Raw genomic sequence first — 17,421 nt, 5'->3', positions numbered from 1 at the left:
CCAAAAGCGGCTCTTGATGCGGCCCCCGGGCTCAGCAGGGCAGGCCGCCATTCTTTCCTCGTTTCCAGACCCCGTGATCCCGCAGCGGGCGGATCCATGATCCGCTCCATCCTCTCGGTGGGTGGCTGGACCCTCGTCTCCCGCGTTACCGGCTTCGCCCGGGACGTGGTGATGGCCGCCGTGATGGGCGCGGGGCCCATGGCCGACGCCTTCGTGGTCGCGTTCCGGCTGCCGAACCATTTCCGCGCGATCTTCGGCGAGGGCGCGTTCAACACCGCCTTCGTGCCGGCCTATGCCGGGCTCGCCGAAGCGGGCACCTCCGGCGAGGCGCATCACTTCGCAGACCGCGTCTTCACCCTGATGCTGATCGTGCAGCTCGTGCTGCTGAACCTCGCCCTGCCGGCGATGCCCTGGGTGGTCCACGCTTTGGCGCCCGGCTTCGCCGAGGATGGCGAGCGCTTCCAGCTGGCGGTTGCGCTCACCCGCATCACCTTCCCGTACCTGCTGTTCATGACCCTGGTGACGCTGCTGTCGGGCATCCTCAACGCCCACCGGCACTTCGCCGTGGCGGCCGGCGCCCCGGTGCTGCTCAACCTCGCCATGCTGGCGGCCCTGTCGCTGAGCTTCCTGTTCCCCAACGCCGCCTACGCTGCCGCCTGGGGCGTCGCGGTCTCCGGCGTGCTGCAATTCGGCCTGCTGTGGTGGGGCTGCCGTCGGGCCCGGGTGATGCCCGACATCGCCGTGCCGCGCTCCGACCCGGCGCTGAAGCGGTTCTTCGTGGTGCTCGGCCCCGCGGTGATCGGGTCGGCCGGGTTCCAGATCGCGGCCTTCGCCGACACGATCATCGCCAGCTGGCTGCCGAGCGGCGCGGTCTCGGCCCTGTATTATGCCGACCGGCTCTACCAGCTGCCGTTCGGGGTGATCGCCATCGCGGCCGGCACCGTGCTCCTGCCGGAGATGAGCCGGCGGCTCGCCTCCGGCGACGTCGCCGGCGCGCACGCGGCGCAGAACCGGGCGGCGGGGTTCTCCCTGGCCCTGTCGGCGCCGTTCACGGTGGCGTTCCTGACCATCCCGGGCCTGATCATGGCGGCCCTGTTCCAGCGCGGCGCCTTCAGCGCCGAGGACGCGTCCCGGGCGGCCTCGGTGCTCGCCGCCTACGGGCTCGCCCTGCCGGCCGTGGTGCTGGTGCGCAGCGCCGTCGCCAGCTTCTACGCCCGCCAGGACACCAAGACGCCGCTCTGGGCCTCGCTGACGGCGATCCTCGTCAACGTAGTCCTGAAGCTCTGGCTCACCGGGCCCTACGGCGTCACCGGCCTGGCGCTGGCCACCGCGGTCAGCCAGTGGGTGAACCTGCTGATCCTCGTCGTCCTGGCCAAGCGCCGCGGCTGGACGGCGCCGGGCCGCACCTTGGGCCTCACGGTCCTGGGCGTCGGCCTTGCCTGCCTCGCGCTGGCGGGCGTGGCGGTCTACGGCCAGGGGCTCGCGGAGGCTCTAGTGCCGACCCTGCCGCACGGGCGCGAGATCGCCGTCCTGGCGGTCCTGGGCCTCGCCGGGGCCGTGGTCTATGGCGGCCTGCTGGCCGGCCTGCTGCACCTGTTCGGCCTGCGCCTGCGCCGGGCCTGAGCCCGTTCGTCCCATCGAGCTGGGCTCGCCGCCGCGCCTGCGAGTCCCACATCGTCCCTGAGCGCCATTGAGGAACGCCATGACCAAGGACCTGCTCGCGGGCGTGAAGGCCGTCGTGTTCGACGCCTACAGCACGCTGTTCGACGTGAATGCCGCGGTCCAGCGCTACGCCGACCTGGTCGGGCCGGATGCCGACCATCTCTCCGAGGTCTGGCGCAACAAGCAGCTCGAATACAGCTGGACGCTGTCGCTGATGGGCCGCTACGCCGCCTTCTGGGACCTCACCGTGCGCGCCCTCGACCATGCCCTGGCGCTGCATCCGGGTGTGGATCCGAGCCTGCGTGAAAAGCTGCTCGACGCCTATCGCGATCTCGAGGCCTACCCGGAGGTGCCGGCCGTGCTCGCGGCGCTGCAGAAGCGCGGCCTGCGCACAGCGGTGCTGACCAACGGCAACGCCGCCATGGTCGATCGCGCCGTGGCCTCGGCGGGGCTCGCCGACCATCTCGACGCGGTGCTCTCGGTGGACGACGCGCAGGTGTTCAAGACCCATCCCGACGCCTATCGGATCGCGCTGACCCGGCTCGCGGTCGGGGAGGCGGACGTGCTGTTCTGTTCCTCGAACCGCTGGGACGTAGCGGGCGCCCATGCGTTCGGGTTCCGGGCCGCCTGGGTGAACCGCCGGGGGCTTCCGGACGAGTACGCAGACCTCGCGCCCCAGGCGGTGATCACGTCGCTCGACGGGCTGCTCTGAGACCCACGTCGGGGCGCGCTGCCGCGGGTTGGACTAAAGTCGCGCTTGCAACGTGCGGCCCGCGCGCTTGGTTCGCCTTTGACTCGGACGCCAGAATCAGGAGCGTCGAGCGTGAGGGAGCGTCTGATGAAGCGCGTGTTGTTGGCCGCCGCATTCTGCGTCGGCGTGGCCGGACCGGCCTGGGCCCTGGATGTCACCAAGTCGGTCGATGTCGCGGCATCGCCCGAGGCGGTGTGGAAGACCATCGGCGGATTCTGCGGGATTGGCGACTGGCATCCGGTGATCGAGAAATGTGCCCTGTCTAAGAAGGGCGGCAAGGATGTCCGCACCCTCAGCCTGAAAGGCGGCGGGACGATCGTCGAGGAGGAGGAATCCCGCGACGACAAGAAGATGGCCTACACCTACACGATCCTGGAAGGCCCGCTGCCCGTCACGGATTACCATTCGACCCTCATGGTCGCGAAGGCCGGCAGCGGCTCCAAGGTCACCTGGACCGGCACGTTCAAGGCCAAGGGCGCGCCCGACGCTAAGGCGCAGGAAGCCATCGCGGGCGTATACGATGCCGGCCTGAAGGGCATCGCCGCCAAGGCGAAGTGAGGTTCAGGCGGCAGCGGGACCAGGGTGTTCCGCTGCCGCGGCTCGGTCTGTCGGCGCCACAACTGGCACGCGATCGAATTGCCCCGCTTCGGAGATTTTTAATCGTCCCGGTGTTGGATCATCCGCAACACGAACGGGAGAAGTTGCGCGTGGCCACGAACGGTTCCTTCACGATGATCCGCGCCGGGGCCGCAGCCCTTGCGGCGACCCTGGTGCTCGGGGCCGTCGCCCCGGCCACCGCCCGCGACCAGACCGGCGCGATCATCGGCGGCCTCGCGGCCGGCGTTGTCGGCGGCGTGGTCGGGGGCGCTCTGGTCAACGGCGCCAACCAGCCGCCGCCCCCGCCGCCGGAGTACCGCCCGCGCCGCGTCCTGGTCGAGGAGCCCGAGACCGTGGTGGTGCGCGAGCGCCGCGGACCCATCTGCCATTACGAGCGTCGCAAGGAATGGCTCGGCGACGGCGAGTTCACCTACCGTCGGGTCGAGGTCTGCGAGTAACGCGATCGCATCCGCGAGCTCCCGCTCCCCCGGGAGCTCGCGGTTTCCTGCCCCCGGCTTCGGGATCCTGCGTGGGTCGCCGCCCCTAGTGGCGGCGTTGATCCGCTCGCGGCTCTGCGGGCATTCCGCGCGTGCAGGATGCGAGCGCCCCGGCGTACCTCAGATGTCGGCCCCCTCCGCCTCGGGGTCGAGCCAGCGCCAGTCCGTCCCCATCTGGTGGCGGAACCACGTGACCTGCCGCTTGGCGTAGGCCCTGGTATCGGCCTGGCCCCGGGCGATCGCCGCTTCGAGGTCGAGCGTCCCGTCGAGATGGGCGATCAGGCCCGGCACGCCGTGGGCGCGCATTACCGGCAGCATCGGATCGAGGCGTCGCGCGCGCAGGCGGGACACTTCGTCGAGGGCGCCGTCTGCGATCATCGTGCGGAAGCGGGCGTCGATGCGGGCGCGCAGCAGCGCGCGATCCGGCGCCAGGAAGAATCTTTGCAGGTTCTGGCCGGCCAGAGGCCCGGGCACCGGGTCGCCGTAAAAACTGGCGATCGGTCGGCCGGTGGCCAGAAAAATCTCCAGGGCGCGCATGACTCGCATGCGGTCGCTCGGGCGCAGGCGGGCAGCGCCCTCGGGGTCGTGCCGGGCGAGGTCGGCATGCAGCGCCTCGGTCGGGCGGCCTTCGGCCTCGTCCCGCACCCCGGCGCGCACCGCCTCCGGCACCGGCGGCAAGTCCGAAAATCCCTGCTCCAGGGCGCGGAAATACAGGCCGGTGCCGCCGACGAAGACCGGCAATCGGCCGTCGAGGTCCGCGAGCAAGGCCGTGGCATCCCGGGAGAACTGCCCCACGGAATAGTTCACCGCCCCGTCGACATGGCCGTAGAGCCGGTGGGGTACCCGCGCCTCCTCGTCGGGCTCGGGCCGGGCGGTGAGGCGGCGCAGGTCGCGATAGACCTGCATGGAATCGGTGTTGATCACCACGCCGCCGTGGCGCAGCGCGAGCCGGACCGCCAGCGCCGACTTGCCCGAGGCGGTGGGCCCTGCAATGAGGATCGCCGCCGGGCGTCCCCCGGTCTCTCTCCGGTGTGGCGGCAAGGCGAAACTCCACGATGCTGGTCGCGGTCCTGATAGCAAACCCGGCTCGGCCGTCCATCACCGACGCGGTGCTGGCCGAGGCGCGCGCGGTGCTGCGGACGGAGCACCAGCCCCGGATCCTGCACGGGGAGGTCGCCGCCGAGGTGCTGGTAGCGGGCGATCCGGCCGACGCGGGCGCTCTCACGGAACGGCTGCGGAGCGCCCTCTCCGGCGAGCCGATCGACATGGCCGTGCTGCCGGCCGATGCGCATCGGCGCAAGCGCCTATTCCTGGCCGACATGGACTCGACCATGATCGAGCAGGAATGCATCGACGAACTGGCCGGGACGCTCGGCCTCAAGGACCATGTCGCGGGGATCACCGAGCGGGCGATGCGCGGCGAGATCGCGTTCGAGCCGGCGTTGCGCGAGCGCGTGGCGCTCCTCAAGAACATTCCCGTCACGGCGGTCGATGGGCTGATCGCCGATCACCTCAGCCTCACCCCGGGCGGGCCGACGCTGGTGCGGACCATGCGGGGACACGGCGCCCGAACCTGCCTGGTGTCGGGGGGCTTCACCCTGTTCACCGGCCCGATCGCCGGGATGATCGGTTTCGAGGAGCACCGGGCCAACGTGCTCGGCGTCGCGGACGGGCGGCTCACCGGCACGGTGGAGGACCCGATCGTCGGCAAGGCGGAGAAGCGCGCGGCGCTGATCGAGCTGCGCGATGCCCTCGGGCTCGGCCCCGCCGAGACCCTCGCGGTCGGCGACGGCGCCAACGATCTCGACATGCTGGCGGAGGCCGGCCTGGGCGTCGCCTTCCGGGCCAAGCCCGCGGTGGCGGCCGCCGCCCGGGTCCGGATCACCCACGGCGACCTCACCGCGCTGCTGTACCTGCAGGGATATGGGGCGGCGGAGTTCGTGGCGTGAAGGTTTGGAGCCCCTAACACAACCGATTTTTGTGCCCGCTAAGTGTTTGAAGTTGCTAGGGTCGAAGCGGTTTAGATAGGTGCTCTTAGTGAAAGGTGCGGGCGAGCGTGACCACCGCGCCGAGGACGGCCAAAGTCTGAAAGCCGATCACGCCGACGAGCCAGCGCACCGTTTCGACTTTCGCGGACGCAAAATCTGCCTGTGTGGCGAGCCGGAGCGCTTCGATATCGGCGCGGGTCTGGATCTTCAGGGCTTCGATATCGCCGCGGACGACCTAGATGTCGCCTTGCACGTCGCGGATATCGCCCTTGGTGGCGAGGTTTCCGTCGAGGACATCGACCAACGCGTCGGCAAACCCTTCGGCCTGCTCAGGCGACAGCTTGGCCTTCTCGCGCAGGGCGCGGGCGAATTTCAGGGCGTCGAAGGCGACGGCGGTCATGGAGGTCTGGAGATTCCGAGCCGCATCGACTCGCGGCACCAGTGTGCTGCACGGACCGGCCGCGTCAATGCGGCCGTTCCCATCCGCAAAAATGCGAAGGCCGCCGCGTCCTTTCGGAGCGACGGCCCTCAGCCTTTTGGAGCGCAGCGGGTTTATTCCAGCCCGATCGCCACGAAGCGCACGTCGCCGGTGGCGCTGGCCACGAGCAGGAGGACCGACTTGCGCCCGTCCTTCTTCAGGGCCTCGACCCGCTTGGTCACCTCGGCCGGCGTGTTCACCGCCTCCTGGCCGACCTCGACGATCACCTCGCCCGGCTGGATCCGCTTGTCGGCGGCGGTCGAGTTCGGGTCGACCCGGGTGACGACCACGCCCTTCACGCTGTCCTTGATGGCGTACTTCTTGCGCAGCTCGTCGGTGATGCCGGAGAGGTTGAGGCCGAGCGCCTGACGGGTCGCGCTCTCGGCCTCGGGCTGGCGCAGGTTGGCGAGCTGCGGCTTGTCGGTATCCTCGAGCCGGCCGAGGGTGACGGGCTTGGTCAGCTCCTCGCCCTTCCGGACCACGACCACGTCGACCTTCTGACCGACGGGCGTCGAGGCGACGATCCGGGGCAGGTCGCCCGACGCCTTCACGGGGGCGCCGTTGAACTTGACGATGACGTCGCCGACATCGATCTCGGCGGTCTTGGCCGGACCCTTCTCGTCGACCCCGGCCACCAGGGCGCCGCGGGCGCCGCCCTTGAGGTTGAGCGCCTCCGCGGTGGCGTCGTCGACGTTCTGGATGCGCACACCGAGCCAGCCGCGCCGGACCTCGCCGAAGTCGCGCAGCTGGTCGATCACGGGCTTGGCCGTGTCCGACGGCACCGCGAAGCCGATGCCCACCGAGCCGCCGGTGGGCGACAGGATGGCTGTGTTGATGCCGATCACCTCACCGTCCATGTTGAACAGCGGGCCGCCGGAATTGCCTTTGTTGATGGCCGCGTCGGTCTGAATGTAGTTGTCGTAGGGGCCGGACTCGATGTTCCGGCCCCGGGCCGAGACGATGCCGGCCGAGACCGAGCCGCCGAGGCCGAACGGATTGCCGATGGCGATGACCCAGTCGCCGGGACGCATCGTGTCGGACTTGCCGAACGGCACCGCCTTCAACGGGTGGTCGGCGGCGGGCTTCACCCGCAGCACCGCCAGATCGATCTTCGAATCCTTGCCGATGATCTCGGCCTTCAGCTTGGTGCCGTCGTGCAGGATCACCTGGATGTCGTTGGCGTCGCCGATGACGTGGTTGTTGGTCACCACGATCCCGGACGTGTCGATGATGAAGCCGGAGCCCAGCGAGTTCGACTTGCGCTGCTGGCGTGGGCTGTCGTTGTCGCCGCGCTCGCCACCTTTCTCCCCGCCCTTGCCGCCGCGGCGGTTGAAGAACTCCTCGAACAGGTCCTCGAAGGGCGTGCCTGGGGGCAGCTGCGGCATGGTGCGGCTGTTGCGCGCCTCGACCGTGGTGGAGGCGGAGATGTTCACCACCGCGTCGGTAACCTGATCGGCGAGGTCGGCCAGCGAGGCGGGCCCCTTGGCGAATGCGGGAGCCGGCAGGGCGGCGGTCGCGAACGAGGCGCCGACAAGGATCGCTGCCATCAGGGAGCGGGCGCGGGTACGGGGCTGCGCCTGCGCGCGGCCGAAGGGCGCCGGGGGGGCGCTCGCGACGGGGTGCATGGTCGACCTCTTCAAGAACGCGTTTCCGGTTTCGCGGGCCGCCGACCGGGATCGGCCGCCCGCGGATTGTCTCGCATCGTAGTTCGCTGGCGCCGGGGCGCCAGCGGTCAGCGCGTCGCGCCGGTGGAGGCGGTCGGGTCCGTCGGCGCGCGGGGCGTGCGCGGCGGCGAGGCCGTCGCCCGGCCCTGCTGGTCGCTGAAGTAGCGGAAGAAGTCCGAGCTGGGGCTGATCACCAGCCGGGTGTCGGAGCCCTTCAGCCCGGTCTCGTAGGCCTGCATCGAGCGGTAGAAGCTGAAGAAGTCCGGGTCCTTGCTAAACGCCTCGGCGAGGATCCGGTTCTTCTCGGCGTCGCCCTGGCCGCGCAACTGCTCGGACTTCTGCGTCGCCTCGGCGAGGATCACCGTGACCTCGCGGTCGGCCTTGGCGCGGATCGTGGCGGCGCTCTGATCGCCGTTGGCGCGGATGTCGGCGGCCTCGCGCTCGCGCTCGGTCTTCATCCGCTTGTAGACGGCGGCCGAGTTCTGAGCCGGGAGATCGACCCGGGTCATGCGCAGGTCGACGATCTCGATGCCGAGCGCCTTGGCCTGCCGGTTCACGTCCTCCTGGATCTGGTGCATCAGCTGCCCGCGATCGGTCTTGACGATGGCGTCGCGGGTCGAGCGGGCGAGCACGTTGCGCAGGCCGGAATTGGTGAAGCTGGCGAGCCGCTGATTGGCGAGCCCGATATTGCCCACCGCCTGGTAGAACCGCAGCGGATCGAGGATGCGGTAGCGCGCGAAGGCGTCCACCTCCAGGTTCTGCCGGTCGGCGGTGAGCACCGTCTGCACCGGCAGGTCGAGGTCGAGCACGCGCTTGTCGAAGATCACGACGTTCTCGACGAACGGCACCTTGAAGTAGAGTCCGGGCTTCTCTTCGCCGGTGGCGTTGAGGACGGCGCGGACGCGGCCGAATTGCAGGACGAGGGCCTGCTGCATCTGGCCGACGGTGAAGATCGAGGCGTAGAGCCCGATCGCGACGATCGCGGCGACGGCGATCAGGCCGGTGCGGAGAGCCTGTTTCATCGGGCGGCTCCCGTCGCGGTCTGGGACGGGGCGCGGGCGCCGAACTCGGTGAGCGGCAGCACCGGCAGGACCCCGGCGGCGGCGCCGGAGCCCGGCTGCGCGCCGTTCTGGTCGATGATCACCTTGTTCACGGAGCCCAGAACCTTCTCCATCGTCTCCAGGAAGAGCCGCTCGCGGCTGATGGCCGGGGCGGCCTTGTAGGAGGCGTAGACCTCACTGAAGCGTGCGGCCTGGCCGGTGGCGTCGGCCGTCGCCTTCGTCCGGTAGGCCTCGGCCTGCTGGAAGATCTGCGATGCCCGGCCCCTTGCCTGCGGCACTTCGCGGCTGGCGTAGGTCTTGGCCTCGTTCTGCGCCGTGTCGGCGTCCTGCTGGGCAGCGTTCACGTCGATGAAGGCCGGCCGGACTTCCGGCGGCGGGTTGACCGAGACGAGCTGAACCACCTCGATGCGCACGCCGGCGCCGTATTCGTCCAGCGCCTTCTGGACCATCTCCTTGACCTCCTGGGCGATGCTCGACTGCTCGTTGGTGAGGATCGCCTGGATGTTGCGGCGGCCGATCACCTCGCGCATCGCGCTCTCGGAGATCGCCTTGATGGTGCCCTCCGGGTTCTGGAGGTTGAACACGAAATCGGAGGCCTTGAGCGGGTTGATCCGCCACTGCACCTCGAAGTCGAGATCGACGATGTTCTCGTCACCGGTCAGGATCAGGCTCTCGTCCGGCACGTCGCGGGTGCGGCCCTGGCCACCGGGACCGGAGCGGAAGCCGATCTGGATGGAGTTCTGCGAGCCGACATCCGGCTTGACCACGCCGCCGATCGGATAGGGGAAGTTGTAGCGCAGGCCCTCGCCCTTGGTGCCGACGTAGCGGCCGAAGATCGTCTCGATGCCGACCTGACGCGGGTAGACGGTGTAGAAGCCGGTCGCGAGCCAGACTGCGACCGCCAGCGCCGCGATCACCGCGGCGCTGCGTCCGCCGCCGATGCCGCTGCTCGGGCCGCCGCCATAGCCGCCGCCGGTGTTGCCGCCGCCCGGGATCAGGCCGCGCAGGCGGTCCTGCCCGCGCCGGAGCAGGTCCTCAAGGTTGGGCGGGGTCTTGCCGCCGCCACCATTACCCCATGGGCCGCCGCCGTTGCCGCCGGGCCGACCCCACGGGCCGCCGCCGCCACCGCCGCTCTGATTGCTCCAAAGCATCCTAGCCGTCGTCTCCTGCCTGCCCGCGCCCGGTCCGCACGCTGAACGTGCTCCCCGGGCTGCGTCTCCCTGCCTGAACGGCCGCGCTCACCCGCCTAGTCCCGCCGAACCGGACCGCTCGCGCTGCGGACGGGCTCGATCGGCGGCTAAACGCCTGCACGGACGTCTCTTCTCGCGAGGCCTGGAGCCCCATGAGAACGCATGCCCGACAGGCACCTGCGGGTGTGCGCCCCATGCTGTCAAGGCTGGCAGGTGGGCACGCACAGGCCGGAAGACAACCGCGGCGGCGCGCCTCAGCGGATGCGTACCCAATCGACGAACGCAAAGGCGTGCTCGTCGCGCGGGCCGGCCGGATGTGCCTCGCGGAACGCCTCCCGGAACGCGGCGCGATCGAAGGCGGGAAAGCGCACGTCGCCCTCCGGCTCCGCCTCGACCTCGGTAAGGTGGAGCCGGTCCGCATGCGGCAGGGCCAGGGCGTAGATCTCGGCCCCGCCCACCACCATCAGCTCCGGTGCGGCCGCCGCCGCGACGGCGGCGTCCCAGTCGTGGACGATCTCGGCGCCCTCGGCGCGGAAGCCCGGATCGCGGCTGAGCACCAGGGTGCGGCGCCCCGGAAGCGGCCGGCCGATCGAGGCCCAGGTCCGCCGGCCCATCAGCATCGGCTTGCCCATCGTCAGCGCCTTGAACCGCTTCAGGTCGCTGGACAGGTGCCAAGCCAGCCCGTTGTCGCGGCCGATCACGCCGTTGCGGGCGACCGCCACGACCAGCGCGATGGCGGGGCTCATACTGCCACCGGGGCCGCGATGGCCGGGTGCGGATCGTAATTCTCGATGGTGATGTCTGCGTACCGGAAGGCGAAAAGGTCGCGGACCTCCGGGTTGAGCCGCAACTGCGGCAGCGGGCGTGGCGTGCGGGTGAGCAGGGTCCGGGTCTGCTCCATATGGTTCCGGTAGAGATGCGCGTCGCCGAACGTGTGCACGAAGTCGCCGACCCCGAGCCCGGTCACCTGGGCGATCATGTGGGTCAGGAGCGCGTAGCTCGCGATGTTGAACGGCACCCCCAGGAAGGCGTCGGCCGAGCGCTGGTAGAGCTGGCAGGAGAGGCGCCCGTCGCTCACGTAGAACTGGAACAGGCAGTGGCAGGGGGCGAGCGCCATCCGGTCGAGGTCGGCCGGGTTCCAGGCCGAGACGATCAGGCGGCGGGAATCGGGATTGCGCCGGATCTCGCCGAGCAGCCACGCGATCTGATCGACGCTGCCGCCGTCGGGCTTCGCCCAGGAGCGCCATTGCTTGCCGTAGACCGGGCCGAGATCGCCGTGCTCGTCCGCCCACTCGTCCCAGATCGTCACGCCGTTGGCCCGCAGGGCTGCGACGTTGGTGTCGCCCGCCAGGAACCAGAGCAGCTCGTGGATGATGGAGCGCAGGTGAAGCCGCTTCGTGGTGACCAGCGGGAAGCCCGCGGACAGGTCAAAGCGCATCTGGTGACCGAACACCGAGAGGGTTCCGGTACCGGTGCGGTCGTCTTTTGCGGCGCCCTCATTGAGGATACGCCGAAGCAGGTCATGATAAGCGTCCATCGAGCACTCCTGCTCGTCAGAATGGCCGCCGCTAGAGTCAAAGCCGTGTATGGGCATTGGCGGCGTGAGTCTCGATGCGGGACGGCCCTCGGTCGCTGTTTCCGAAGCCCCATGCCGAACTGGCATCCCCTCCAGCGCCGAATACTTTACGCCGGCCAGAGCACGTAGGTCACCAAAGCAAGGTTCGACCAGCCATGCAGGGCGATGCCGGGCCAGAGGCGGCCGGTGCGCCAGCGCAGCCAGCCGAGCGCCAGCGCCAGGGGCAGCAGCGAGACCGGCCGGGCGAGCCCCCAGGACGAGACATGGGCGGCGGCGAAGATCACGGCGGTGACCAGCACGGCGCCGACGGGCCCCAAGGCTTCCCGGGCTCGGGCGAAGGCCTCGCCGCGCAGCAGCAGCTCCTCGGCCACGGGGGCCAGCACCGCGAGGTAGAGCAGCCAGGCCACGACCGCGCTCTGGCTCATGAATGGCGAAAGCGTCACCCGCCGGCCGAAGCTCGCGCCGAACAGCTCGGCCGTGCCGGTGACCCAGACGATGTGCAGCACCGGCCAGACCAGGAGGAGCGCCAGTAGCGCGACCGGGCGCATCCCGTTCGGGCGCTCGCGATCCAGCGCCAGGCGCCGACGCCAGCCGGCCCGGTCGCGCCACCACGCCCCGGCGAGCACCAAGGCGGCGAGATAGACCTGGCGCAGGGCGTCGACCGCGAAGGCGCGGTGGGCGAGGTCCACCGCGCCGAGGAAGGGGCGTCGCTCGGGCGGCAGGAACGGGTCGATCCCGGCCCACAGGTCGAAGCCGACGCGGACGCTCGCGAGGGAGAGCAGGCTCGCGGCGCCGAGATAGATGAGCACGAGGGCAATCAGGACGCTCAGGCGCCAGACAGCGCCCCAGATCCGGTCGCGTCGGCGTGGCCCGTCGAGCGCGAAACCGCGTGACTGCGCATTTCCGGCAACAGCCGGGTCAAGAGGTTCGCCCTGAGACAGTGGCGCGACACGATCGGGCTTCAAAACCGGACCGATCCCCTCTATATCTTGGGTGCCGGTCGCGAGGCCGGCTATGGCGATAAACGATCTTCGAATTAAACCTATCGGACCCGGGGGCGGTACCCGGCGCCTCCACCTGATCCCAGGACCGATGGCCGCAAGGCCGGGGGCCTTGCACTGGTCTCAGGCGGAGGCGAGACAGGATCGACGAAGGCTAAAGGTTGATCGTTCGCTCGGCATGGCTCCGCCGTTATCGGGCCCTGGCGAGAGTTGCCAACGACACCTTTGCACCGGTGGCGGTGGCCGCGTAAGCGGTCGCCACGATCGGTCTCAAGTCCTAGCGGTTCGCATCGTCTAGGCGGGGCAGGAAGGCGCCCGGCACCGGAAGCCTTCACTCATTTCCTCGGTCCGGCCATCCGCGGCAGGGCGCTGGGCACAGACCGGGCGAGAGCGCGACCGCAGATGGCAGACGACCTGATCCGCTACGATCTCCTGGTGCAGGACGCCCTTCGCGGGGTGGTCCGCAAGGTGCTGACCGACGCCGCCCGAGACGGGTTGATGGGCGACCATCACTTCTACGTCTCGTTCCGGACGGAGGCGCCCGGCGTGCGGATGTCGCAGGCCCTGCGCGAGAAGTACCCCCAGGACATGACCATCGTCCTGCAGCACCAGTTCTGGGACCTCAGCGTCCACGAGCACACCTTCGAGGTCGGCCTGTCCTTCTCGGGCGTGCCGGAGCGGTTGCTGGTGCCGTTCGACGCTCTGTCGGGCTTCTTCGACCCCTCCGTGCAGTTCGGCCTGAAGTTCGACCTGACCGAGGCCGGCGAGGTGCCCGAGGAGGCCAACGCCGCCCCGGCCAAGGCCGGCCCGCGCGGCGCCGGCTCCGAGCCGAGCGAAGTCCGGCCCAAGGGCGCCGGGCTTGCCACGATCGGCTCGGCCGCCCCGAAGGTTCTGCCGGCGCCGGCCGCCCAGGGCGACAAGCAGCCCAGCGCCAAGCCGGACGAGAAGGCCCCCCGCCCCGCCGCCAAGAAGGAGGGCGAGGAGGGCAGCGCCGAGGTCGTGAGCCTGGACGCATTCCGGAAGAAGAGCTGAACTCACCGGGCCGAATCGACGGCCCGGGGCTTCATCGGTGGACGAGACTGTCGCGCAGCCGATCATGTCGGCCGCGGAGCGCAAGCATCGCGCGAAACGATTCAATGAAGGCGTGAAGCTCGTCGCGACCTTCTTCAACGCAACGGCGATCCTCACGCTCGGAACGGCGTTCATCAGCCCGCTGGTTCAGCATCCTGCGGATGTGTTCACCAACAACGGCTGGGCTTTTCTGCTCGCGTCCGTCATCTTACATGTGATCGGACAGATCGCGATTCGGTTGTTCCTGCGCGCCGAGGAGTAGCTGGATGCCCCAGAGCTATGCCCTTCAGATCCTGATGATCGCCGTCGCCATGTCGGTGCTCGGCCTCGGGGGCCTCTTCGTGGCCGCGCGCATCTACGATCGCAACACGCGCCGGCTCGAAGCACGCCGAGGCGATTGAAGCGCCTTACCGAAGACCACCCCGATACGACGACACGCCGGCGCCAGTCCATCGTCAGCGTGGCTTCATGAACCTCAGCCACCGTTTCGAGCCCGGTGGCGGCGCTCACCGACACCTCGACGGTCCCCCGCAGGCCATCGCCTCACAGGCGTCATCACGGGCCGAGCAGTTTGACGAAGGCCGCCCCGGCCCCGAAGAACGCGGCCGCGGCGGCCATGCCGGCCAAGCCGATCGAAAGCGGGGCGAGCACGCGATCTCGGCCGATCTTCAAGGTCTCGGCCTGAAGCTTGGATTGCTCCGCGATCAGCTTGCGTTGCTCGGCGACGAACTTTTCCGTCTCCGCGTTGGACCGCAAAACGCGGGCGACCTGCTCGGCGTAGTCGAGCGTGGGGGGCGCTGCCGTACCGGACATCGGGGAATCTCCCTCAACCCGGTCCACAAGGTGCGAACCGGCAGGGACCTCGTCAAGCTGTTCAGCCCCGCAGCTCCGCCTCCATCCGCAAGCCGTGCTCCGGCCGGAGCGTCACCCGGTGGAGCGGGCTGACCGGCGGATGATCCGCCGGCAGATGGAAGCGCACCGCCCGGACCACGTGGGCGAGCACGATCACCGCCTCCTGGATGGAAAAACTCTGGCCGATGCAGACCCGCGGGCCGGCGCCGAAGGGCAGGTAGGCGAAGCGCGGGATCGCGTCTCGGTTCTCGGGCAGGAAGCGCTCGGGCATGAACGCCTCGGGATCCTCCCAGAGCGTCTGGTGGCGGTGGAGCACCCAGGGGGCCACCATCACTAGCGAGCCGCGCGGGATCTTGATCCGGCCGAGGCGATCGTCCCGGGTCGCCTGCCGGCTGAGGAACGGCACCGGCGGGAACAAGCGCATCGCCTCCTCGATCACCGCCCGCGTGTAGGGCAGTTGCTCGACGGCGAAATCGCCCGCGCCCGCGGCGTCGACCTCGGCCTCGACCCGCGCCTGCGCGGCGGGATCCTGCGACAGGCAGTAGAGCGCCCAGGTCAGGGAATTGGCCGTGGTCTCGTGGCCGGCCGCGATGAAGGTGACGATGTTGGCCTTCACGGCGAGGTCCGAGAGCCCGTTGCCGGTCTCGGGATCCTGCGCGGCGAGCAGCAGGGTCAGAAGATCGCGGGGCGCCTCGCCCCGCTCCATCGCCGCTTTGCGCCGGGCGATGAGCTCGTCGACCACTTCGGCGAAGAACCGCCCCGCCGGCCGCGCCCGCAAGCGACCGATCCGCGGCACGAAATCGGGCACGCCGAACACGTCGAGGGGGTCGATCGGCCCCACCGCCTCCAGGAACCGGGTGATGGCGCGGCCCAGGGCGTCCGGGTCGCCCGGCAAGCCCTGCGTGAAGATCGTCCGCTCCAGCACGTCGAGGGTGACGCGGGTCATCTCCAGGGCGACGTCGACGGGCTTGCCGCCCCGGCGGGCGAGGCGGCGCCCCAGCTTGGCCCCGGCCGCGTTCATCGCGTCGGAAAAGCCCTGGACCGTGCGGGCGTTGAAGATCGGCGCCAGCGTCCGGCGCTGGAGCCGCCACTCGTCGCCCTCGGCGCTCAGGAGGCCGTTGCCCAGGCCCGGCGCCAGAACCCGGCGCTGCAAATCGTCCTTGCGGTAACCCTCGACGTTCTCGACCAGGAGATAGCGAATCAGCGCTGGGTCGCTGACCACGGTGATCCGGCCCATGGCGCCCTCGGCGGCCACCACCGGCTCCTTGAAATGCACGTCCATCCAGGTGGTGATCGGGTTCTTCCGAGCGGCCCGGAGGAAGTCGAACAGGCCCAGCGGCTCGCGCAACGGGCGCGGCACGGGCGGGCGGAACCGGGTGGCGGATTCGTGTGCGGCCAGATCGCGGTCGGCTCGGTCGATCGTCGCGTTCATCGGCTCCTTGTCCGGCGGGAACAGAGCCCCGCTCTTGTCCGGCGCCGGGGAAAACCGGCATCGCGATTCACCCGCGCCTCATTTAAGTAGGCACCGCACTGCACCAAACGTAGAGGCCACGATGTCGCCCACCGAGACCGGAACCGCCACCCGCACCGAGTCCGACACCTTCGGGCCGATCGAGGTCCCGGCCCACCGGTATTGGGGCGCACAGACCCAGCGCTCGATCCAGAACTTCAAGATCGGCACCGAGCGCATGCCGGCGCCGCTGGTCCACGCGCTGGGCTTGGTGAAGCAGGCGGCCGCCCTGGTGAACAAGGATCTCGGCGCGCTGGAGCCCAAGCTCGCCGACGCCATCGCGGCCGCGGCCGCCGAGGTCGTGGCCGGCCAGTACGACGACGAGTTCCCCCTCGTGGTCTGGCAGACCGGCTCGGGCACGCAGTCGAACATGAACGCCAACGAGGTGATCGCGAGCCTCGCCAACGAGGCGCTGGGCGGGAAGCGCGGCGGCAAGACGCCGATCCACCCGAACGACCACGTCAACCGCGGCCAGTCCTCGAACGACACCTTCCCGACCGCCATGCACATCGCCGTGGCCCGGGAGATCAGCGAGCGGCTGATGCCCGCCCTGACCCATCTGCACACGGCGCTCGACGCAAAGGCCAAGGCGTTCGAATCGATCGTCAAGATCGGCCGGACCCACCTGCAGGACGCGACCCCGGTCTCGCTGGGCCAGGAATTCTCCGGCTACGCCGCCCAGGTGGCGCTCGGCGGCTCGCGCGTCGCCGCCACGCTGCCCGGCGTGCTGGCGCTGGCCCAAGGCGGCACCGCCGTCGGCACCGGCCTCAACGCGCACCCCGCATTCGCCGAGAAGTTCGCCGCCAAGGTCGCGGCGCTGACCGGGCTGCACTTCACCAGCGCCGACAACAAGTTCGAGGCGCTGGCCACCCACGACGCGCTGGTGTTCACGCAGGGCGCGCTCTCGGCGCTCGCCGCCGGCTTGTTCAAGATCGCCCAGGACATCCGCCTGCTCGGCTCCGGTCCGCGCTCGGGCCTCGGCGAGCTGTCGCTGCCGGAGAACGAGCCCGGCTCCTCGATCATGCCCGGCAAGATCAACCCGACCCAGTGCGAAGCCCTGACCATGGTCTGCTGCCAGGTGGTCGGCAACGCCACCACGGTGAGCTTCGCGGGCTCGCAGGGCCATTTCGAGCTGAACGTGTTCAAGCCGGTGATCGCCAATGCCGTGCTGCAGTCGATCCGGCTGCTCGCCGACGCCGCGGTGAGCTTCACCGACAATTGCGTGGTCGGCATCAAGGCCAACGAAGACAAGATCGCCGACCTGATGAGCCGCTCGCTGATGCTGGTGACCGCGCTCGCCCCCTCGATCGGCTACGACAAGGCCGCCGAGATCGCCAAGACCGCCCATAAGAACGGCACCACCCTCAAGGAGGAGGCGCTGCGCCTGGGCTACGTCACGGAAGCGGAGTTCGAGCGCGTGGTCCGGCCGGAGACGATGCTGGCCCCCAGCGCCGAATAACGGTTTTGCAGGTCCCGGATCCGCAAGGTCCAGGACCTTGTGCGGGTCCAGGGCGGAGCCCTGG

At 69.8% G+C, this 17,421-nt stretch carries 19 protein-coding genes and 1 other RNA gene; 10 read left to right on the top strand and 10 right to left on the bottom strand.

Features of this window, described 5'->3' with window-relative positions; all coding sequences use genetic code 11:
- Positions 1–96 precede the first annotated feature (96 nt).
- From murJ to MKK65_RS16410, 4 genes are all read left to right on the top strand, one after another.
- Positions 97–1,623 carry a murein biosynthesis integral membrane protein MurJ gene (gene murJ, locus MKK65_RS16425; protein ID WP_243958987.1) on the top strand — a complete coding sequence of 509 codons (1,527 nt, stop codon included), beginning with the start codon at positions 97–99 and terminating at the stop codon, positions 1,621–1,623.
- A 79-nt stretch (positions 1,624–1,702) separates the two neighbouring features.
- A complete protein-coding gene (locus MKK65_RS16420; RefSeq protein ID WP_243958985.1) occupies positions 1,703–2,374 on the top strand; it encodes a haloacid dehalogenase type II in 672 nt (223 codons plus the stop codon).
- 126 nt (positions 2,375–2,500) lie between these two features.
- On the top strand, positions 2,501–2,971 hold the full coding sequence (locus MKK65_RS16415; protein WP_152997663.1) for an SRPBCC family protein: 471 nt from the start codon (positions 2,501–2,503) through the stop codon (positions 2,969–2,971).
- Between the two features lie 149 nt (positions 2,972–3,120).
- Entirely contained in the window at positions 3,121–3,468 is a 348-nt protein-coding gene (locus MKK65_RS16410; protein ID WP_201025840.1) for a hypothetical protein, read from the top strand.
- Between the two features lie 159 nt (positions 3,469–3,627).
- Here the strand turns inward: MKK65_RS16410 and miaA are convergent, their stop codons facing one another.
- Entirely contained in the window at positions 3,628–4,548 is a 921-nt protein-coding gene (miaA, locus tag MKK65_RS16405; protein ID WP_243958983.1) for a tRNA (adenosine(37)-N6)-dimethylallyltransferase MiaA, read from the bottom strand.
- A 14-nt stretch (positions 4,549–4,562) separates the two neighbouring features.
- Here miaA and serB point away from each other — a divergent pair, with 14 nt between their 5' ends.
- Positions 4,563–5,456 carry a phosphoserine phosphatase SerB gene (gene serB, locus MKK65_RS16400; protein WP_243958982.1) on the top strand — a complete coding sequence of 298 codons (894 nt, stop codon included), beginning with the start codon at positions 4,563–4,565 and terminating at the stop codon, positions 5,454–5,456.
- Positions 5,457–5,730: 274 nt separating this feature from the next.
- On the opposite strand, the gene MKK65_RS31385 is transcribed toward serB, so the two are convergent.
- The 7 genes from MKK65_RS31385 to MKK65_RS16365 all read right to left on the bottom strand — a co-directional run bounded on the left by MKK65_RS31385 (position 5,731) and on the right by MKK65_RS16365 (position 12,429).
- On the bottom strand, positions 5,731–5,895 hold the full coding sequence (locus MKK65_RS31385) for a hypothetical protein (RefSeq protein WP_313902045.1): 165 nt from the start codon (positions 5,893–5,895) through the stop codon (positions 5,731–5,733).
- Between the two features lie 152 nt (positions 5,896–6,047).
- The gene (locus MKK65_RS16390) at positions 6,048–7,598 is read right to left on the bottom strand and encodes a Do family serine endopeptidase (protein ID WP_243958980.1); all 1,551 of its coding nucleotides are present in this window, start codon (positions 7,596–7,598) and stop codon (positions 6,048–6,050) included.
- Positions 7,599–7,705: 107 nt separating this feature from the next.
- Positions 7,706–8,659 (bottom strand): protease modulator HflC, encoded by a 954-nt coding sequence (hflC, locus tag MKK65_RS16385; RefSeq protein ID WP_243958978.1) that lies wholly within the window; start codon positions 8,657–8,659, stop codon positions 7,706–7,708.
- Positions 8,656–9,849, bottom strand: coding sequence for an FtsH protease activity modulator HflK (gene hflK / locus MKK65_RS16380; protein ID WP_058195050.1), 1,194 nt, complete (start codon positions 9,847–9,849; stop codon positions 8,656–8,658). Before hflK ends, hflC begins: the two co-directional genes overlap by 4 nt.
- A 293-nt stretch (positions 9,850–10,142) precedes the next feature.
- Positions 10,143–10,634: a dihydrofolate reductase gene (locus MKK65_RS16375; protein WP_243958976.1), complete on the bottom strand. Its 492-nt coding sequence runs from the start codon at positions 10,632–10,634 to the stop codon at positions 10,143–10,145.
- Positions 10,631–11,425: a thymidylate synthase gene (locus MKK65_RS16370; RefSeq protein WP_243958974.1), complete on the bottom strand. Its 795-nt coding sequence runs from the start codon at positions 11,423–11,425 to the stop codon at positions 10,631–10,633. The genes MKK65_RS16375 and MKK65_RS16370 overlap by 4 nt, the downstream gene beginning before the upstream one ends.
- Positions 11,426–11,571: 146 nt before the next feature.
- Entirely contained in the window at positions 11,572–12,429 is an 858-nt protein-coding gene (locus MKK65_RS16365) for a CPBP family intramembrane metalloprotease (RefSeq protein WP_279596778.1), read from the bottom strand.
- Here MKK65_RS16365 and ssrA point away from each other — a divergent pair.
- The 4 genes from ssrA (at position 12,421) to MKK65_RS31235 (ending at position 13,937) form a co-directional block, all read left to right on the top strand.
- Positions 12,421–12,801: a transfer-messenger RNA gene (ssrA, locus tag MKK65_RS16360) on the top strand. The genes MKK65_RS16365 and ssrA overlap by 9 nt on opposite strands.
- Before the next feature lie 66 nt (positions 12,802–12,867).
- Positions 12,868–13,497 carry an SspB family protein gene (locus tag MKK65_RS16355; protein ID WP_243958970.1) on the top strand — a complete coding sequence of 210 codons (630 nt, stop codon included), beginning with the start codon at positions 12,868–12,870 and terminating at the stop codon, positions 13,495–13,497.
- 37 nt (positions 13,498–13,534) lie between these two features.
- Positions 13,535–13,798: a hypothetical protein gene (locus MKK65_RS16350; RefSeq protein ID WP_243958968.1), complete on the top strand. Its 264-nt coding sequence runs from the start codon at positions 13,535–13,537 to the stop codon at positions 13,796–13,798.
- A 4-nt stretch (positions 13,799–13,802) separates the two neighbouring features.
- Entirely contained in the window at positions 13,803–13,937 is a 135-nt protein-coding gene (locus MKK65_RS31235) for a hypothetical protein (RefSeq protein ID WP_279596777.1), read from the top strand.
- 154 nt (positions 13,938–14,091) lie between these two features.
- Here MKK65_RS31235 and MKK65_RS16345 read toward each other — a convergent pair whose 3' ends face one another.
- Together MKK65_RS16345 and MKK65_RS16340 are read right to left on the bottom strand one after the other, a co-directional pair.
- On the bottom strand, positions 14,092–14,349 hold the full coding sequence (locus tag MKK65_RS16345; RefSeq protein WP_243958965.1) for a hypothetical protein: 258 nt from the start codon (positions 14,347–14,349) through the stop codon (positions 14,092–14,094).
- A 61-nt stretch (positions 14,350–14,410) separates the two neighbouring features.
- Positions 14,411–15,820, bottom strand: a complete 1,410-nt coding sequence (locus MKK65_RS16340) for a cytochrome P450 (protein WP_243958963.1) — start codon at positions 15,818–15,820, stop codon at positions 14,411–14,413.
- 121 nt (positions 15,821–15,941) lie between these two features.
- Between MKK65_RS16340 and fumC the strand changes: the two genes are divergently transcribed.
- Positions 15,942–17,357 (top strand): class II fumarate hydratase, encoded by a 1,416-nt coding sequence (gene fumC / locus MKK65_RS16335; protein WP_243958961.1) that lies wholly within the window; start codon positions 15,942–15,944, stop codon positions 17,355–17,357.
- Positions 17,358–17,421 lie beyond the last annotated feature (64 nt).

This window comes from Methylobacterium sp. J-001 (genome assembly GCF_022829565.1).
Lineage (GTDB): Bacteria > Pseudomonadota > Alphaproteobacteria > Rhizobiales > Beijerinckiaceae > Methylobacterium.
Note: the sequence above shows the minus strand (reverse complement) of the source record. Positions and strands in the feature narration are given on the sequence as shown.